The 17,396-nt window shown below is 68.6% G+C and carries 14 protein-coding genes, 3 pseudogenes and 1 riboswitch; of the genes and pseudogenes, 12 read left to right on the forward strand and 5 right to left on the reverse strand.

Going from position 1 to position 17,396, the window contains the following annotated elements; translation table 11 throughout:
* Positions 1-281 precede the first annotated feature (281 nt).
* From ASF41_RS12350 to ASF41_RS12370, 5 genes are all read left to right on the forward strand, one after another.
* Entirely contained in the window at positions 282-2,057 is a 1,776-nt protein-coding gene (locus tag ASF41_RS12350) for an acetolactate synthase 3 large subunit (protein ID WP_056493567.1), read from the forward strand.
* Between the two features lie 116 nt (positions 2,058-2,173).
* Positions 2,174-2,716: an acetolactate synthase small subunit gene (ilvN, locus tag ASF41_RS12355; protein ID WP_056183565.1), complete on the forward strand. Its 543-nt coding sequence runs from the start codon at positions 2,174-2,176 to the stop codon at positions 2,714-2,716.
* Positions 2,717-2,886: 170 nt separating this feature from the next.
* Positions 2,887-3,525, forward strand: a complete 639-nt coding sequence (locus ASF41_RS12360; RefSeq protein WP_056219933.1) for a glutathione S-transferase family protein — start codon at positions 2,887-2,889, stop codon at positions 3,523-3,525.
* 176 nt (positions 3,526-3,701) lie between these two features.
* On the forward strand, positions 3,702-4,721 hold the full coding sequence (gene ilvC, locus ASF41_RS12365; RefSeq protein ID WP_056219936.1) for a ketol-acid reductoisomerase: 1,020 nt from the start codon (positions 3,702-3,704) through the stop codon (positions 4,719-4,721).
* A gap of 218 nt (positions 4,722-4,939) precedes the next feature.
* Complete coding sequence (locus ASF41_RS12370) at positions 4,940-5,593, forward strand: pyridoxamine 5'-phosphate oxidase family protein (protein ID WP_056219939.1); 654 nt, start codon at positions 4,940-4,942, stop codon at positions 5,591-5,593.
* Positions 5,594-5,708: 115 nt separating this feature from the next.
* On the opposite strand, the gene tam is transcribed toward ASF41_RS12370, so the two are convergent.
* From tam to nth, 3 genes are all read right to left on the reverse strand, one after another.
* Entirely contained in the window at positions 5,709-6,491 is a 783-nt protein-coding gene (gene tam / locus ASF41_RS12375; protein ID WP_056493569.1) for a trans-aconitate 2-methyltransferase, read from the reverse strand.
* A gap of 49 nt (positions 6,492-6,540) precedes the next feature.
* Positions 6,541-7,611 (reverse strand): tryptophan--tRNA ligase, encoded by a 1,071-nt coding sequence (trpS, locus tag ASF41_RS12380; RefSeq protein ID WP_056493572.1) that lies wholly within the window; start codon positions 7,609-7,611, stop codon positions 6,541-6,543.
* Between the two features lie 158 nt (positions 7,612-7,769).
* Complete coding sequence (nth, locus tag ASF41_RS12385; protein WP_056493576.1) at positions 7,770-8,561, reverse strand: endonuclease III; 792 nt, start codon at positions 8,559-8,561, stop codon at positions 7,770-7,772.
* Positions 8,562-8,818: 257 nt separating this feature from the next.
* Positions 8,819-8,927, forward strand: a riboswitch (glycine riboswitch).
* 51 nt (positions 8,928-8,978) lie between these two features.
* On the opposite strand from nth, the gene gcvT reads away from it, so the two are divergent.
* From gcvT to ASF41_RS25615, 5 genes are all read left to right on the forward strand, one after another.
* Entirely contained in the window at positions 8,979-10,109 is a 1,131-nt protein-coding gene (gcvT, locus tag ASF41_RS12390; protein ID WP_056493579.1) for a glycine cleavage system aminomethyltransferase GcvT, read from the forward strand.
* Positions 10,110-10,155: 46 nt separating this feature from the next.
* Positions 10,156-10,518 (forward strand): glycine cleavage system protein GcvH, encoded by a 363-nt coding sequence (gcvH, locus tag ASF41_RS12395; RefSeq protein WP_056348376.1) that lies wholly within the window; start codon positions 10,156-10,158, stop codon positions 10,516-10,518.
* 181 nt (positions 10,519-10,699) lie between these two features.
* Positions 10,700-13,546, forward strand: a complete 2,847-nt coding sequence (gene gcvP, locus ASF41_RS12400; protein ID WP_056493582.1) for an aminomethyl-transferring glycine dehydrogenase — start codon at positions 10,700-10,702, stop codon at positions 13,544-13,546.
* A gap of 544 nt (positions 13,547-14,090) precedes the next feature.
* Complete coding sequence (locus tag ASF41_RS24810; RefSeq protein ID WP_156375565.1) at positions 14,091-14,249, forward strand: hypothetical protein; 159 nt, start codon at positions 14,091-14,093, stop codon at positions 14,247-14,249.
* 108 nt (positions 14,250-14,357) lie between these two features.
* Positions 14,358-15,623, forward strand: coding sequence for an endo alpha-1,4 polygalactosaminidase (locus ASF41_RS25615; RefSeq protein WP_056493584.1), 1,266 nt, complete (start codon positions 14,358-14,360; stop codon positions 15,621-15,623).
* A gap of 15 nt (positions 15,624-15,638) precedes the next feature.
* Here ASF41_RS25615 and ASF41_RS12410 read toward each other — a convergent pair whose 3' ends face one another.
* Both ASF41_RS12410 and ASF41_RS23750 read right to left on the reverse strand, forming a co-directional pair.
* A complete protein-coding gene (locus ASF41_RS12410; protein ID WP_056493586.1) occupies positions 15,639-16,136 on the reverse strand; it encodes a helix-turn-helix transcriptional regulator in 498 nt (165 codons plus the stop codon).
* A 379-nt stretch (positions 16,137-16,515) separates the two neighbouring features.
* A pseudogene (locus ASF41_RS23750) lies at positions 16,516-16,704 on the reverse strand (helix-turn-helix domain-containing protein); the annotation flags it as partial.
* Positions 16,705-16,832: 128 nt separating this feature from the next.
* Here ASF41_RS23750 and ASF41_RS24820 point away from each other — a divergent pair.
* Positions 16,833-17,015 (forward strand): annotated as a pseudogene (locus ASF41_RS24820) (IS66 family transposase); the annotation flags it as partial.
* Position 17,016: 1 nt separating this feature from the next.
* Positions 17,017-17,396 (forward strand): annotated as a pseudogene (locus ASF41_RS23755) (IS66 family transposase zinc-finger binding domain-containing protein); the annotation flags it as partial.

The raw sequence follows: 17,396 nt of genomic DNA on the forward strand, positions 1-17,396 counted from the left end.
GGAACCGGCAAGATCGTGCGCCCCGGCGTTGACCGGTGTCGCCGCCTTCGGTAAGACACCCCACACGATTTTCGATTCGCCTTGTCGGGCGGACGAACGAGGCGGACAACGACGCGATGCGTGCCATCCTTATCGTAACGGAAGCGCCACCGACGGGGCGGACCTGACAACAGGGTCCGCGATCCGAATGGTGGCGCATGCAGGGTCCCTCGGGGCCCTTTTTTATTGCCGCGACGCGCCGGACGACACGAACAGCACAGACAGTTTCAAGGAGCAGGACGATGGGCGGCGAGGTCATGACCGGGGCCGAAATGGTCATCCGGGCGTTTCAGGATCAGGGTGTCGACACGCTGTTCGGGTATCCCGGCGGCGCGGTGCTGCCGATCTACGACGCGCTCTTCCACCAGGAGACCCTCAAGCACATCCTGGTGCGCCATGAGCAGGGCGCCGTCCATGCGGCCGAGGGCTATGCGCGCTCGTCCGGCAAGGTCGGCTGCGTTCTGGTCACATCGGGACCCGGCGCCACCAACATCATCACCGGCCTGACCGACGCGCTGCTCGATTCGATCCCGCTCGTCTGCATCACCGGCCAGGTTCCCACGCACCTGATCGGAACGGACGCCTTCCAGGAGTGCGACACGGTCGGCATCACGCGCCACTGCACGAAGCACAACTACCTGGTCAAATCGATCGACGATCTGCCCCGCATCCTGCACGAGGCTTTCTACGTCGCCGCCAACGGCCGGCCCGGCCCGGTCGTCATCGACCTGCCGAAGGACGTGCAGTTCGCGTCGGGCGTCTACGAGCGTCCGACCCAGAACGGCCACAAGACCTACAAGCCGGCCTTCAAGGGCGATGCGGCTCAGATCCGGGCGGCCGTCGAGCTGATGGCCTCCGCCCGCCGGCCGATCCTGTACACCGGCGGCGGCGTCATCAATGCCGGACCGCACGCCTCGGCCCTGCTGCGCAGGCTCGCCGCCGAGACCGGCTTTCCCGTCACCTCGACCCTGATGGGCCTGGGCGCCTTCCCGGCCTCGGACGACAAGTTCCTCGGCATGCTCGGCATGCACGGGACCTACGAGGCGAACCTGGCGATGCACGAATGCGACGTCATGGTCTGCATCGGCGCGCGCTTCGACGACCGCATCACCGGCCGCCTCGACGCCTTCGCGCCGTTCTCGAAGAAGATCCACGTCGATATCGATGCCTCCTCGATCAACAAGGTCGTCAAGGTCGATGTCGGGATCGTCGGCGATTGCGGCTCGGTGCTGGAAGACATGCTCGTCGCCTGGAAGGCGCTGCCGCGCCAGCCGGACACGGCCCGCCTGGAGGATTGGTGGACCAAGATCCGCACCTGGAAGGCGCGCGACTGCCTCGCCTACTGGCCGTCGGGCACGATCATCAAGCCGCAATACGCCGTCCAGCGCCTCTACGAGGCCTGCAAGGACCGGGAGACCTACGTCACCACCGAGGTCGGCCAGCACCAGATGTGGGCGGCGCAGTACTTCAAGTTCGACGAGCCGAATCGCTGGATGACCTCCGGCGGCCTCGGCACCATGGGCTACGGCCTGCCGGCGGCCATCGGCACGCAGCTCGCCCACCCGGACGGGCTCGTCATCGACATCGCCGGCGAGGCTTCGATCCTGATGAACATGCAGGAGCTGTCCACGGCGGTTCAGTACCGCCTGCCGGTCAAGATCTTCATCCTGAACAACGAGTACATGGGCATGGTGCGCCAGTGGCAGGAGCTGCTGCACGGCTCGCGCTACTCGCAGAGCTACTCCGAGAGCCTGCCGGACTTCGTGAAGCTGGCCGAGGCCTACGGCGCCAAGGGCATCCGCTGCGAGAAGCCGGGCGACCTCGACGCGGCGATCGCCGAGATGCTCGACTATGACGGCCCGGTCGTCTTCGACTGCGTCGTCGACAAGAAGGAGAACTGCTTCCCGATGATCCCGTCGGGCAAGGCGCACAACGAGATGCTGCTGTCCGACTACCTCGGCGAGACCGGGGTCGAGATCGGGGACGTCATCTCCGAAGAGGGCAAGATGCTGGTCTGAGCCTCCGGACCCATCCTGACGCATCCGGATCGGGCGCCGCGCGCCCGGTCCTTTTCCGATCGGCCCCGCCGGGCCACTCAAGACACGCCATCGCAGACGAAGGTCCGGGGCACGCCATGAACGCCATGAACACGCACTATCCCGATGCCGGCCGGGTCGAGCCGATCAACCGGCACACCCTGGCCGTCATCGTCGACAACGAGCCCGGCGTGCTCGCCCGGATCTCGGGGATGTTCTCGGGACGGGGCTACAACATCGAGAGCCTGACGGTGTCGGAGACCGAGGTCGCGCGCCACCTCTCCCGCATCACCATCGTCACCGCCGGCACCGATGCGGTGATCCAGCAGATCAAGGCGCAGCTCGACCGACTCGTGCCGGTGCACCGGGTCGTCGACCTCACGCTCCAGGGCAAGGCCCTCGAGCGCGAACTCTGCCTCGTCAAGGTGGCGGGCACCGGCGAGCACCGCACCGAATCGCTGACCCTCGCGGCGGCCTTCGGCGCCAAGACCCTGGACGCAACCCTGAACTCCTTCGTGTTCGAGGTCACCGGCACCACGGAGGAGATCGACCGCTTCATCGGCCTGATGACGGTGATCGGCCTCGTGGAGATCTCCCGCACCGGCATCGCCGCGATGGGACGCGGCGCCGAGCCGATGTAGGTCCCAAGGTCTGGCATCGCGGGAGCCGTTCTGGTCGATGGGGTCCGCTCGATCGACGGGAACGTACGCATCCGCCGGTCCATCGGCTCCGTGCCGAACTCTGTCCTTACCGAGGTTCGCGGGACGCTCGCGACGTTGATCGGCATCACCTGGAACGCTCCAGAGATCACATGACCACGCTCTACTACGCCCCCGGCGCCTGCTCGCTCGCCTCCCATATCGCCCTCGAGGAGACCGGCGCACCCTACGAGACGGTACGGCTCGACCTCGCCAAGGGCGACCAGCGGGCGCCCACCTACCTTGCCGTCAACGAGCGCGGCCGGGTCCCGGCGCTGGCAGAGGGCGACTGGGTGCTCACGGAGAACACCGCGATCCTGCGCCACATCGCGCGCGCGCATCCCGAAGCCGGCCTGTGGCCGCAGGATCCGCGCGACCAGGCCCGGGTCGACGAGTGGCTCGGCTGGCTCTCCACCGGCCACCACATTGCCTACGCGCATATCCGCCGGGCCGAGCGGTACTCGAACGACGAAACGGCCTTCCCGGGCATCCAGGCCAGGGGCGCCGAGACCTGCGGCGACCTGTTCACGATGACCGAGGTCAAGCTCTCCAACGGCGGCTGGGCCGTCGGCGAGGCCTACAGCATCGCCGATCCCTACCTGCTGCTGTTCTGGACCTGGGGCCGGGGTCCGGCGCTCGGCTTCGACATGGCCGAGCGCTTCCCGGCCTGGACGGCCCATGCCCGGGCCATGGCCGCGCGCCCCGCCGTGCAGGCGGTCTTCGCCCGCGAAGGCCTCAAACTGCCGGCCTGAACGCGGCACAGGGGCGGCAAAGGAAGGGGCATGCGACAATGCCCCTTCCGTCAAGGGGATCGCCTCGCTAAAAGCTCCGCGATCGCACGGCCGCGCGGATGTCGTTTCAGATGAGGGCGCCGGAGCGCACTCATGCCGATTTCATGCCCAATCGAGAGAAAAGAGAAGGTACCGCCATGCGGGTCTATTACGATCGTGACGCCGACCTCAACCTGATCAAGGGCAAGAAGGTCGTCATCGTCGGCTACGGCAGCCAGGGTCATGCCCACGCGCTCAACCTGCGCGATTCGGGCGTCAAGGACATCGTCATCGCCCTGCGCGAGGGCTCGGCCACCGCCAAGAAGGCGGAGCACGAGGGCTTCACGGTGATGTCGGTGGCCGAGGCCGCCAAGCAGGCCGACGTCGTCATGATGCTGACCCCGGACGAGCTCCAGGGCGACATCTACAAGGAGTCCCTGGAGCCGAACATGAAGCAGGGCGCCGCCCTCCTGTTCGCCCACGGCCTCAACGTGCACTTCAACCTGATCGAGCCCCGCAAGGACCTCGACGTGCTCATGGTCGCCCCGAAGGGCCCCGGCCACACCGTGCGCGGCGAGTACCTGAAGGGCGGCGGCGTGCCGACCCTGATCGCCATCGCGCAGGACGCTTCGGGCAACGCCCACGACCTCGGCCTGTCCTACGCCTCGGCCAACGGCGGCGGCCGGGCCGGCATCATCGAGACCACCTTCAAGGAAGAGTGTGAGACCGACCTGTTCGGCGAGCAGGCCGTGCTCTGCGGCGGCCTCGTCGAGCTGATCAAGGCCGGCTTCGAGACCCTGGTCGAGGGCGGCTACGCCCCCGAGATGGCCTATTTCGAGTGCCTGCACGAGGTGAAGCTCATCGTAGACCTCATCTACGAGGGCGGCATCGCCAACATGAACTACTCGATCTCGAACACCGCCGAGTACGGCGAGTACGTCACGGGCCCCCGCATCGTCACGCCCGAGACCAAGGCCGAGATGAAGCGCGTCCTCAACGACATCCAGTCGGGCAAGTTCACCCGCGACTGGATGCTGGAGAACAAGGTCGGCCAGACCTCGTTCAAGGCCACCCGCGCCAAGCTCGCCGCTCACCCGATCGAGGAGGTCGGCGCCAAGCTGCGCGGCATGATGCCGTGGATCTCCGAGAAGGCCCTGGTCGACAAGGCCAAGAACTGAGGTCGGGATCGGGGAGGCCGGCATCGTCCGGCCTCCCCTGACGGAGGGCGCCGGCGTCGCGAGAGCGGCGCCGGCTCTTTGATGCGCGGTCCCGGGGCCACACCGCGCGCGCTCGGACACGACGGAGCCGCGTCGCCTGTTGTGCTCAGACGGGTTTCCCGCGATCATCTCGGGCAACGGCGGCCCGGACGAGAGCAGCCGAAACGCGGAGGACCCCCATGGCATCGCTCTACTCTGACGCGCATCGCGCGCTGCAGGAAGAGTTCAAAACCGTCAAGCTCGCCGAGCGCCTGGACACGGGCTGGGTCCAGGACAGGATCGGCGAGACCGAAGCCGCCTTCATCGGCAGCCGGGACATGTTCTTTCTCTCCACTGTCGATCCCGACGGCATGCCGACCGTCTCCTACAAGGGCGGCAACCCCGGCTTCGTGAAGGTGCTCGACGGCAACACGCTGGTGTTCCCGGGCTTCGACGGCAACGGCATGTGGTACTCGATGGGCAACATCGAGGGGCAGTCGAAGGTCGGGCTGCTGTTCATCGACTTCGAGACCCCGCACCGGGTCCGCGTCCAGGGCCATGCCCGGATGCTGCGCGACGATCCCCTGATGGCCGAATACACGGAAGCCAAGTACCTCGTCCGCGTCGAGGTCACGAAGGCCTGGGTCAACTGCCCGCGCTACATCCACAAGTACCAGAAGGTGGCGCAGAACCGGTACGTGCCCACCCCCGACAAGGAGACGCCGCTCGCCCTCTGGAAGCGCCTCGACATGGTCGCCGACGTCATCCCCGAGGAGGACAAGGCCCGCGTCGCACGGGAAGGCCAGATCGAGTTGCCCGAGTACGAGGCCCGGGTCGCGCGCGGCGAGAGCTGAACCGGCGCGGCGTCAGGGCAATTTCGGTAATCTCAGGATCACCGAAATCGCCCAAATCTATTGTGTGGTCGCATTGTCTTCACGCGAGCCGGAATCCACCTCGCTTGAAAATGCTCTAGCCCGCGCGTCGCGCGACGATGAACACCCGAGGGAATGCGAGCAGTCGCCGTCCGTCACGGCGGGGTGGATACCCCTCCGCGATCGCCGCCGTGTAGGCTGTGAGGAACCCGGCCTCTTCGTCGGGCGTGAGCGGGTCGAGGAAGGGTCGCAAACCCGTGGCGCGGACCCATTCGACAATGGCGGACGCATCTGCCATCCGGTGGTGATAGGCAGTGCGCCAGACATTCACCTCGGCGGCGCGCGGCGCCAGCAGATCGTAATAGCCGGCCGGTTCCAGCATGCGCCCAAGCCGGCCGGCCACGGCCGGGTCGCCGATCGCCGCTGCCCAGGGGCCGGTTTCCGCCACCATGCGCATCAGGCGGTGCGACGGCTCAGCGAGGTTGTCGGGCATCTGTACGGCGAGAACGCCGCCGGGTGCCAGGAGGCCGAAGAGACGGGGTAGCAGCACCGGGTGGTCGGGTAGCCATTGCAGCACGGCATTGGCGTAGATCAGGTCCGGCGCCCGGTCCGGCTGCCAGGTCGCCGCGTCCGCCAGCGCGAAGGAGAGGCCGGGCAGGCGCTCGCGGGCCCGCTCCAGCATGGCCGGGGAGGTGTCGAGGCCGATCACCTCGGCCTCGGGGAAGCGGGCCGCGATCAGCGCTGTGGAATTTCCGGGGCCACAGCCGAGATCGTAGGCGAGGCGCGGCGCCGCGAGCGGAACCTGGGCGAGGAGTTCGGCCGCCGGACGCGTGCGCTCGTCCTCGAAGCGGGTGTAGAGGGCGGGGTTCCAGTCGGACATCGTGCGTCTCCCAAAGCCGGCCCTGTGGGAGGCCGGATCGCCTCACTCGTCAGGGGACCATCCGCAGACGCGGCCCGCGGCGGACGAATCCGACGATGTCCTTGACGGCGTCGAGGGTCGGCGCCGCGATGGCCTCGGCGCGCTCGGCGCCGTCGGCGAGCACCGCATCGATCTCGGCTGGGTCGGCCACGAGGCGCTTCATCTCGGTGCCGAGGGGCGCCAGGGTTTCGACCGCGAGCTCGACCAGGGCGCCCTTGAAAGCCGAGAACTGGGCGCCGCCGAAGTCGCGCAGGACCTCCTCGCGCGTGACGTCCTTCAGGGCGGCGAAGATACCCACCAGGTTGTCGGCCTCGGGCCGACCGGCCAGGCCCGCCACCTCGGAGGGGAGGGCGTCCGGGTCGGTCTTGGCCTTGCGCACCTTGGCAGCGATCGCGTCGGCATCGTCCGTCAGGTTGATCCGCGAATTGTCGGAGGCGTCCGACTTCGACATCTTCTTGGTGCCGTCGCGCAAGCTCATGACGCGCGCCGCCGGCCCGCCGATCAGGGGCTCGGTGACGGGGAAGAAGCCGGCCCCTTCGTCGTGCCCATGGGCGGCGATCGACTGCGAAAAATCGTTGTTGAACTTCTGGGCGATGTCGCGGGTCAGTTCGAGGTGCTGCTTCTGGTCCTCGCCCACGGGCACGTGGGTGGCGCGATAGGCCAGGATGTCGGCCGCCATCAGTACGGGATAGTCGTAGAGGCCGATCGAGGCGTTCTCCCGGTCCTTGCCGGCCTTGTCCTTGAACTGGGTCATGCGGTTGAGCCAACCGAGCCGCGCGACGCAGTTGAAGATCCAGGCGAGTTCGGCGTGCTGGGGCACCTGGCTCTGGTTGAAGACGATCGAGCGCGTCGGGTCGATACCGGCGGCGAGGAACGCGGCGGTGACCTCGCGGATCTGGCCCTTCAGCGCGGCCGGGTCCTGCCACAGGGTGATCGCGTGCAGGTCGACGACGCAGTAGAGGCACTGCGCATCGCGCGCCTGCATCTCGACGAAGCGCTTGATGGCGCCGAGATAGTTGCCGAGATGCAGGTTCCCGGTCGGCTGTACGCCCGAGAACACCAGTTCCTTGAACGCGGTCATCGCGGCGGGGTCCTCGTGCGGATTGCGGGAGAGCGGCCGCGGACGTCGATCCCGTGCAGCCGAGCGCCAGTTTCTGGACGCCGAGCCGGAACCGGTCAAGGCTTCGCGAAAACCCCCGACGATCGCACGGGGGCGTCGGCGCGGGACGACCGGGGTCGTTAGGGCTCGCGGATCGCGCCCCCGGTCCCCGTCCGACCCTGACCTTCGGGACAGAGGTCGAGGAGCACGCAGCGGGTGCAGGCGGGATTGCGGTGGTGACAGACCTTCTGCCCGTGCAGCATCAGCACCTCGTGGTTGTCGTAGAGGGCCTGCGCGCTCCAGTCGGCGGGCAGCTGTGCCCGCAGGATCGGGTGGGACGGCCCGACATCGACGCGGGGACCGATCAGCCCGGTGCGCTGGGCGACCCGGTGGTGGTGGCTGTCCACCGGCAGGGCGGGCATCCGCAGGATGCTGAAGGAGAGCACCGCCGCACTTGTCTTCGGCCCGACCCCGGGAATCGCCTCGAGCCAGGCCCGGGCCTCCTCCACCGCCATGTCCTTCAGGAAGTCGAGGGTGAGCGCGCCGTGGCGCGCCTGCACGGCGGAGAGGATCGCCTGCAGTCGCGGCGCCTTCAGCTCGGGCCAGGTCACCCCGGCGATGGTCGCCTCGATCTCGGAGACGGGGGCGGCCAGCATCCGGTCCCAGTCGGGGTAGCGCTCCCGCAGGGCCTTGAAGGCGCGGCCGGACTCCGCGTTGCGGGTTCGGTGGGAGAGGAGCGAGGAGACGAGTTCGCTCAATGGGTCAAGGCTGTGGAAGTAGGGGATCGGGCAGCCGTAGACCGGGCAGAGGCGAGCATGGATCGCCAACGCCTTGTCCGTCAGGGCAGGATCGATCGCGGCCGGTACGGACTTTGAAGAGCGGGTCCGGCGGGGGCGGGGGCCGGCGAGGTCGTGCCCTGATGCGATCGGCATGCTGGAGGAATCGAGCCCGAGTCGTCGCGGTTCCCGAAGTCGACGCCAGGCCATGCCCGGACTGACGGATCGGACAAAGCGTAACGCGCCGGCCGGGCAGGGCGCCTTGCCTGACGCAGTGCAATGTGAAACCCTGACCGAGTCATCAAGGACGATACGGGAGAGCCCAGGTCGAGCGTTTCACAGAGCGAAGCCTTCGAACCATGGCGCCGACGGAGCAACCACCCCCGGAAACTCTCAGGCACAATCACCGTACCGTCGGACAATCTGGAGAGAGGCGCCTGATGGCGCCCACCGAAGGAGAAATCCCGGACCGCAGCCGCGGTCGGGGAGAAGCTCTCAGGTAACCGCGACAGATGGGGGCAGCCGGACACGCTCAGTCGAGCTTCCGGAGGCTGTTCGTCGTGGAGTGATCCGATGTCCCCTGATGTTGCCCGCACACCCCTGCATGCCCTGCACCTGCGTCATGGCGGCCGCATGGTCCCCTTCGCAGGCTACGCCATGCCGGTGCAGTACCCGGCCGGCCTGCTCAAGGAGCACCTGCACACGCGGGCCCAGGCCGGCCTGTTCGACGTGTCGCATATGGGCCAGATCCGGCTCACCCCGCACTCGGGCGATGTGGGCGACGCGGCGCGCGCCCTGGAAACCCTCCTGCCCATCGATGTCCTGGGCCTGAAGCCGGGCCGCCAGCGCTACGGGCTCCTCCTCGATGCGTCGGGCGGCATCCGCGACGACCTCATGGTCGCCCATTGCGGCGACAGCCTCTTCGTCGTGGTCAACGCCGCCAACAAGGTCGACGACGCGGCCTATCTCCGCGCGAATCTCTCCGACACCTGCACGGTGACCGTGCTGGCCCGCGCCCTCGTCGCCCTGCAGGGGCCGGGCGCGGAGGCGGCCCTGGCGCGCCTCGCACCGGAGGTGGCCGGGATGCGCTTCATGGACGTGCGGATGCTCGGGCTGCTGGGCGCCTCCGCCATCGTCACACGCTCCGGCTATACCGGCGAGGACGGCTTCGAGATCTCGGTACCGGAGGACAGGGCGGAGGCCCTGGCCGAGGCGCTGCTCGCCGATCCGGACGTGCTGCCGGTCGGGCTCGGCGCCCGCGATTCCCTGCGCCTCGAGGCCGGGCTGTGCCTGCACGGCAACGATATCCACCCCGGCATCGACCCGGTGGAGGCCGGCCTGTCCTGGGCCATTCCGAACGTGCGCCGCCGTGGCGGGATCCGGGCCGGCGGCTTTCCCGGCGCGGGGCGCATCCTCGACGCTCTGGAGGCCGGCCCGGCGCGCAAGCGCGTCGGCCTGCGCCCCGAGGGGCCCACCCCCGTGCGGGCCGACGCGCCGCTCTTCGCAGACGAGACCGGCGCGGCGGTCGGCCAGGTGACGTCCGGCGGTTTCGGGCCGAGCCTGCAGGCCCCCATCGCCATGGGCTACCTGCCGGCCGCCCTCGCCGCCCCCGGCACCCGCGTCTTCGCCGAGGTGCGCGGCAAGCGCCTCGCCGTCGCGGTCTCGGCTCTTCCCTTCGTTCCGGCAGGCTTCAAGCGCGCCTGATCGGGCCCGTTCCGTCCCCCCCTTTGCCAACAACCAGGAGAAAGCGATGCGGAAGTTCACGGACGAGCACGAGTGGCTGGATTGCACCGGCGACGTCGCCACGGTGGGCATCACCGCCCACGCCGCCGAACAGCTCGGCGACCTCGTCTTCATCGAGTTGCCGAAGGTCGGCGCGAAGCTGGCCAAGGGCGAGGCCGCGGCGGTGGTCGAGTCCGTCAAGGCGGCCTCGGACGTCTATGCGCCGGTCTCCGGCGAGGTCACCGAGGTCAACGAGGCGGCCGTGGCCGACCCGTCCAGCGTGGGCACCGACCCGCAGGGCGCCGGGTGGCTCTACCGCATACGCCTCGACGATCCGGCCAGCCTCGAGGGGCTGATGGACGCGGCCGCCTACGCCGAGTTCGCGAAGTAGCGCCGCCGCTTACCCTCCCCCCCCAGCGGGGGAGGGTGCCCACGGAGTGGGCGGGAGAGGGAGCAACCTCTCCGGATACGGCGCTTCCCTCATCCGACCCGCTGCGCGGGCCACCTTCTCCCGCTGAGGGGAGAAGGGATGCGACGGCACAGTCCAGATCATTTACAATCCGAGGTCCCCCATGACCACCGACCGCTACGACCCCTACGACTTCGCCAACCGCCGCCACATCGGCCCGACGACACAGGAAATCGAGGCGATGCTCGGCGTCGTCGGCGCCGAGAGCCTGCATGCCCTGATGGACGAGACCCTGCCGGCCGACATCCGGCAGGAGGAGCGCCTCAATTTCGGGGTCGCCATGACCGAGCGCCGGGTGATCGAGCACATGCGGGGCATCGCCGACAAGAACCGGCTCCTCGTCTCGCTGATCGGGCAAGGCTACCACGGCACCACCATGCCGCCGGTGATCCAGCGCAACATCTTCGAGAACCCGGCCTGGTACACCGCCTACTCGCCCTACCAGCCTGAGATCAGCCAGGGCCGGCTCGAGGCGCTCCTGAACTTCCAGACCCTGGTCTGCGACCTGACCGGCCTCGACATCGCCAACGCCTCGCTGCTCGACGAGGCCACCGCCGCGGCGGAAGCCATGGGCATGGCGCAGCGCATTGCCGGCACGGGCCGGACCGCGTTCTTCGTCGATGCCGAGTGCCTGCCCCAGACCATCGCGGTGCTGCGCACCCGCGCCGCGCCGCTGGGCTGGACCGTCGTGGTCGGCGATCCGGCCAAGGACCTCGACCCCGCCCAGGTCTTCGGGGCGATCTTCCAGTATCCCGGCGTCTGCGGCGGCATCCACGACCTGACCCGGCCCATCGCCGACCTGCACGCGGCCGGCGCGGTCGCGGTGGTGGCGGCCGACCCCCTGGCACTGACGCTGCTCACATCGCCGGGCGAGATGGGCGCGGACATCGCCGTCGGCTCAATGCAGCGCTACGGCGTGCCGATGGGCTATGGCGGGCCGCACGCCGCCTACATGGCGACCCGGGACGCGCACAAGCGCACCCTGCCGGGCCGCCTCGTCGGGGTCTCGGTGGATGCCCGCGGCAACCGCGCCTACCGCCTCGCGCTCCAGACGCGCGAGCAGCACATCCGCCGCGAGAAGGCGACCTCGAACATCTGCACCGCGCAGGTGCTGCTCGCGGTCATCGCCGGCATGTACACGGTCTTCCACGGCCCGCGCGGGCTGAAGGCCATCGCGGCCCGGGTCCATCGCGACGCCGTGCGCCTCGCCGCCGGGCTGGAGGCCCTCGGCTTCACGGTGGAGCCGGAGCACTTCTTCGACACGATCACCGTGCGGGTCGGCGCCTTCCAGGGCCTCATCCTCGGACAGGCGGTGGCCAACGGCGTCAACCTGCGGACAGTGGGCGACGACCGCATCGGCATCACGGTGGACGAGCGCACCCGGCCCGACATCCTCCAGGCCGTCTGGCGCGCCTTCGGGGCGAAGGACCCGGCCTATGACGAGGCCTGGCCGGAGCACCGCCTGCCCGCCGCGCTGGTGCGGACCTCCCCCTACCTGACGCACCCGATCTTCCACATGAACCGGGCCGAGAGCGAGATGACGCGCTACATGCGCCGCCTCGCCGACCGGGACCTGGCGCTGGACCGGGCGATGATCCCACTCGGCTCCTGCACGATGAAGCTCAACGCCACCGCCGAGATGCTCCCCGTCTCCTGGCCGGAATTCGCCGAGATCCACCCCTTCGTCCCGGCGGACCAGGCGCTGGGCTACCGGGCGCTCATCGACGACCTGTCCGAGAAGCTCTGCGCCATCACCGGCTACGACGCGATCTCGATGCAGCCGAATTCCGGGGCTCAGGGCGAGTATGCCGGGCTCCTGGCCATCCGGGCCTATCACCGCGCGCGGGGCGACGCGCACCGGACCGTCTGCCTGATCCCGTCCTCGGCCCACGGCACCAACCCGGCCTCGGCGCAGATGTGCGGTATGAGCGTCGTGGTGGTGGGCGCCGACGCGCAGGGCAACGTCGACCTCGACGATTTCCGCCGGAAGGCCGAGTTGCATTCCGAGACGCTCGCCGCCTGCATGATCACCTATCCGTCGACCCACGGGGTGTTCGAGGTGCAGGTGCGCGCGATCTGCGACATCGTCCACGGCCACGGCGGACAGGTCTACCTCGACGGGGCCAACCTGAACGCCCTGGTGGGCCTCGCCCGCCCCGGCGATATCGGGGCCGACGTCAGCCATCTCAACCTGCACAAGACCTTCTGCATCCCCCATGGCGGGGGCGGCCCCGGCATGGGACCGATCGGCGTCAAGGCGCACCTGATCCCGTTCCTGCCCTCCGACCCGCGCACCGGAGAGGCGGGTGCGGTCTCGGCGGCGCCCTACGGCTCGGCCTCGATCCTGCCGATCTCCTGGAGCTACTGCCTCCTCATGGGCGGGCGCGGCCTGACCCAGGCGACCCGCATCGCCATCCTGAACGCCAACTACATCGCGGCCCGGCTGAAGGGCGCCTACCCGGTGCTGTATTCAGGCGCCCAGGGCCGGGTGGCGCACGAGTGCATCATCGACGTGCGGCCGTTCCAGAAGAGCGCGGGTGTCAGCGTCGAGGACATCGCCAAGCGCCTGATCGATTGCGGCTTCCACCCGCCGACCATGTCCTGGCCGGTGGCCGGCACCCTGATGATCGAGCCCACCGAATCCGAGACCAAGGGCGAGATCGACCGCTTCTGCGAGGCCATGCTGGCGATCCGCGAGGAAATCCGCGCCATCGAGGACGGGCGGATGGACAGGGCCAACAATCCCCTGAAGCACGCGCCCCACACGGTGCGGGACCTCGTGGGAGCCTGGGAACGCCCCTATTCCCGCGAGGCGGCCTGTTTCCCGAGCGGAAGCCTGGGGATGGACAAATACTGGCCCCCGATCAACCGGGTCGACAACGCCTACGGCGACCGCAACCTCGTCTGCGCCTGCCCGCCGGTGGACTCCTACAGCGAGGCGGCAGAGTAGGGACCGCCCATCGCGCTCCCGGCCCACCCGGGACGGGCGCGCCCCTTCCGGGTGACGTCCGCTCGACAGAGCCCTCGGCCTATCGCCAGTCGGGCAGCGTGATCGTCACCATCTTCCCAGTCAGAGGGTCAAAGATCGTCACTGTCATGCCAGCCTCCACTGAAACAGCCGGAGACCTAGCCTTCTCCATGATTGTGGCTGGAACTTGACTTTACAAAGATCAACAGACAACGATGCTGTTGATTGCCGTGGAATACATCCCAGTGCCCCATCGCGGCCCGCTTCCGCCACACGCCGCCGGTCTGAACCGGCCGGGCGGGACGCCGGAGGCCGAACGCATTCAGGCGCAGCGGTCGCCCCCCCGGAACAGCATGTTTTGACGCCAATCCCATAAACGTCTAAGATCAACGCTATACCAATACGGCAGGAAGAAATATCTATATCAATTGTCATCCGTATTGATCGCCCCGGCGTCGCCGCACGAACTGATATTCGGGTTCGAAGAGGGCGTAATCCGTGGGCGAAGACGCTGGAGGACGCGCCCGTGACCCCTTCCCCCTTCATCCATCTCGACCTGGTACGCCTGCCCGATGGCCGCGTGGGAGCCGTCGTGGGCGTCTGGAACCTGGGCGAAGCCTACGAGATCGACGTGGGCAACATCCGTGAGACCTGGTCCGCGGACGATCTGGCCCCCACCGACTAGGACGCCGGCCACGGGGCGCCCGATCCCGAGACCCGAAGGGGCCCGGCGCGCGCACGCCCTGACGCATCACCATCCGAGATCTCGGAAAAACCCCAGGGAGGCACGGCGATGCCCAAGACGGCCATGTATGTCCTGCAAGGCGTCGATCCGGCGGTGATCGCGGCTGCTCCGTTCGACGTGAAGGTGGTCGAGGCCTACACCGATGACGGGCGGATGTTCACGCCGGCCGAGGTGCAGCAGATGGGCGGCGGCCCGGGCCAGGCCCTGCTCCTCGGCTATTTCAGCCTCGGGGAGGCCGAGGCCTACCGGGACTACTTCGCCACGATCCCGAGCGGAGCCCTCGGACCCGAGGACCCGAACTGGGCGGGCGATTTCGAAGTCGCCTACTGGACGCCGGAGTGGAAGGCCGTCGCCGAAGCCGCCATCGATCGGATGGTCCAGGCGGGCTATGACGGCATCTACTTCGACGTGGTCGATGCGTTCGAATTGCCCTGGAGCCAGGCGCATGCGCCCGGGGGCGACGCCGCCGGCGCGATGCGGACGCTGGTCCAGGCGTTGAGCGCCTATGCCAAGGCCCAGGCCCCGACCTTCAAGGTCTGGGTCAACGGAGCGGAGGACCTGCTGACGGACAAAGCCTACGTCGACAGCATCGACGGGTTGTTCAAGGAGAACCTGTTCTACAACGATGACGGCTCCGCGAAGCGGCCCGCCGCCGAGACGCAGGCGAGCCTCGACCAGTTGAAGATCGCCCAGGATGCCGGCAAGGACGTCGTCGCGATCGAGTACGTGACCGGGGCGCAGAAGGTCGCCGATGTCCACGCCAAGGCCGAGGCGGCCGGGATGGGAAGCTACGTCGCCAAGTTCGATCTCATCGGCGTCGACACCGAGGGCGTTCTGCCCGGCCAGGTCATGCACGATGACGGCATCCTGCGCGATGACGGCCCCGGCGACGCGGCGGTCTTGCCCGAGCCGACACCGCCCATGCCACCCTCCGCCACGCCTCCCTCCGCCACGCCGCCGCCCCTCACGACGACGCCCCCCGGTGAGGACGGCACCGCCACGCCGGTCGGACCCAACCACCACGCCGGTGGGCAGCAGGGGCACGGGGACCCCGCGGGCAGTGATGCCCACCGCTCGCTCGCGAGCGAAGCCGGCACCGACAGCTTCGTGTTCGTAGAGGGGGGCCAGGGACCGCGGGATCCGGCCGCCGACCTGCGCGTCGAGGCCACGGCCATGATGGCCGGCGCCCCGGCGCCTCGACTGCACGAGACCGGCGATCCCGCGGACGGGACCGATGCCGGCGCGGGCATCGACGTCGCCCCGCATCAGGCCCCGCATGCGGGGCTGGCGCATCACGACATCCCGCTGTTCTGAGCGGGACGCCGCGCCTCAGCCCGCGTGGCCGGGAATCCGTGCCGGAAGCGCGGATACCGGCGGGGTGGTGCGCTTGGCCTTGGCCACCGCGATCGTGCCGCCGTCGAGGGTGACGAAGCGGATGCCTCCGCCCCGCAGGGTGTCGACCACGAGGCGGTAGCTGCGCCGGGCGACGTCCTGCGGTTCCAGTTCGATGCGCTTGATCGTCGAGATCGAGAGGCCGCTCTCCAGGGCGAGATCGGACATCGACCAGTTGAGCAGGGCTCGCGCGGCCCGGAGATGATCGGGCGTCAGGCTCCCGGTCGCGGCGATGTCACGCTCCACCGACAGCAGGGCCGACCTGCCGAGCTCCTCGCAGAGGGTCGAGAACACGATCTGGCCGAGACGCCTCTGCAATTCGTCCTCGAGGCCCGTCGGATCGGCGATGGCGATCGACGCGGGCGGCGCGTCCCCTGTGCCCGGACCGGCTCCCTCGGGGAAGGCTCGCGGCGCGACGGTCCGGTCCCGATTCAAGTTTTCCAGCCAGGCAAGCGTGGGTTCAGTACATGGCATGTGGCGACACGTGTGATGACAACATCAGGAGAGGCTTGCAAAAGAGGAGTGGAACTATCAGCACTGTGCTGCGGCAGCAGATACGACCGCGATCGCAGATCCATATCGATCAATTTCGCGCAAGACATTCGAAGTCTACCCCGCAACTCCATCGCGTTTTCGGCGTTCTCTTGCAGGCGAAATGACGCTGACTGAAATTCTATCAAATGACTGAAACTGTCAAACTTTCGCAAACATGATACGGTCGCGCGCGATCCTGATAGAGACGCCTGATCGCCGCTCCGATGGATGGCGAAGGCCGATTCGCAGCCGGCACCGGCGCCAAGCCGTTCCGGACGCCTCAGAGGGCGCGGCCGGTGCGGCGGGTTTCCGTCGGCGTGCGGCCGTACTGGCAGCGATAGCGCTGGCCGAAGTCGCCCATATGCACGAAGCCCCAGGAGCGGGCGATGTCGGCGACGGACAGGGACGCCTTGGCGGGCGACATCAGGTCCTGATGGACCTGCGCCGCAATTACCCAGGCCCTTGCGCGGGTCGGATTTCGCTGATTCCTTCATGGGATGGGGCGCAGCGATCTTGAGCGGTTGAGCCGCGAGGAGCTGATCGAGNGCAATTACCCAGGCCCTTGCGCGGGTCGGATTTCGCTGATTCCTTCATGGGATGGGGCGCAGCGATCTTGAGCGGTTGAGCCGCGAGGAGCTGATCGAGCTGGTGCTGCGGCTGCAGCGTCCGGACAAGACCTCGCGCACCTCCTCGAAGCCGCCAGCGACCGACCGCAAAGAGCGGCGCGAGCAATCCAAACCCGGCGGAGCGAAGCCGGGACACGAGGGGCATAGCCGGGCGNCGCACCTCCTCGAAGCCGCCAGCGACCGACCGCAAAGAGCGGCGCGAGCAATCCAAACCCGGCGGAGCGAAGCCGGGACACGAGGGGCATAGCCGGGCGATCAGCGAGGATCCCGACGCGGTTGTCGAGAATCGTCCCGACCGCTGTTCATGCTGCGGCGGCGCCCTGCACGGCGATCTTCCCTCCGAGATCGTGAGCGTGTCCGAGCGGATCGAGTTGCCGGAGGTGGCGCCGGTCGTGACGCAGCATCGACGGTTGGCCGTGYACTGCCCGACCTGCGAGGCGCGGGTGGTCGCGCCGGTGCCGGAGGCGGCGCGCGGCACGCCGTTCGGCCCGCGGCTGCATGCGGTGGCGACGTATCTGAAGACCTTCCAGGCGCT

This window comes from Methylobacterium sp. Leaf111 (genome assembly GCF_001423285.1).
Taxonomy (GTDB): domain Bacteria; phylum Pseudomonadota; class Alphaproteobacteria; order Rhizobiales; family Beijerinckiaceae; genus Methylobacterium.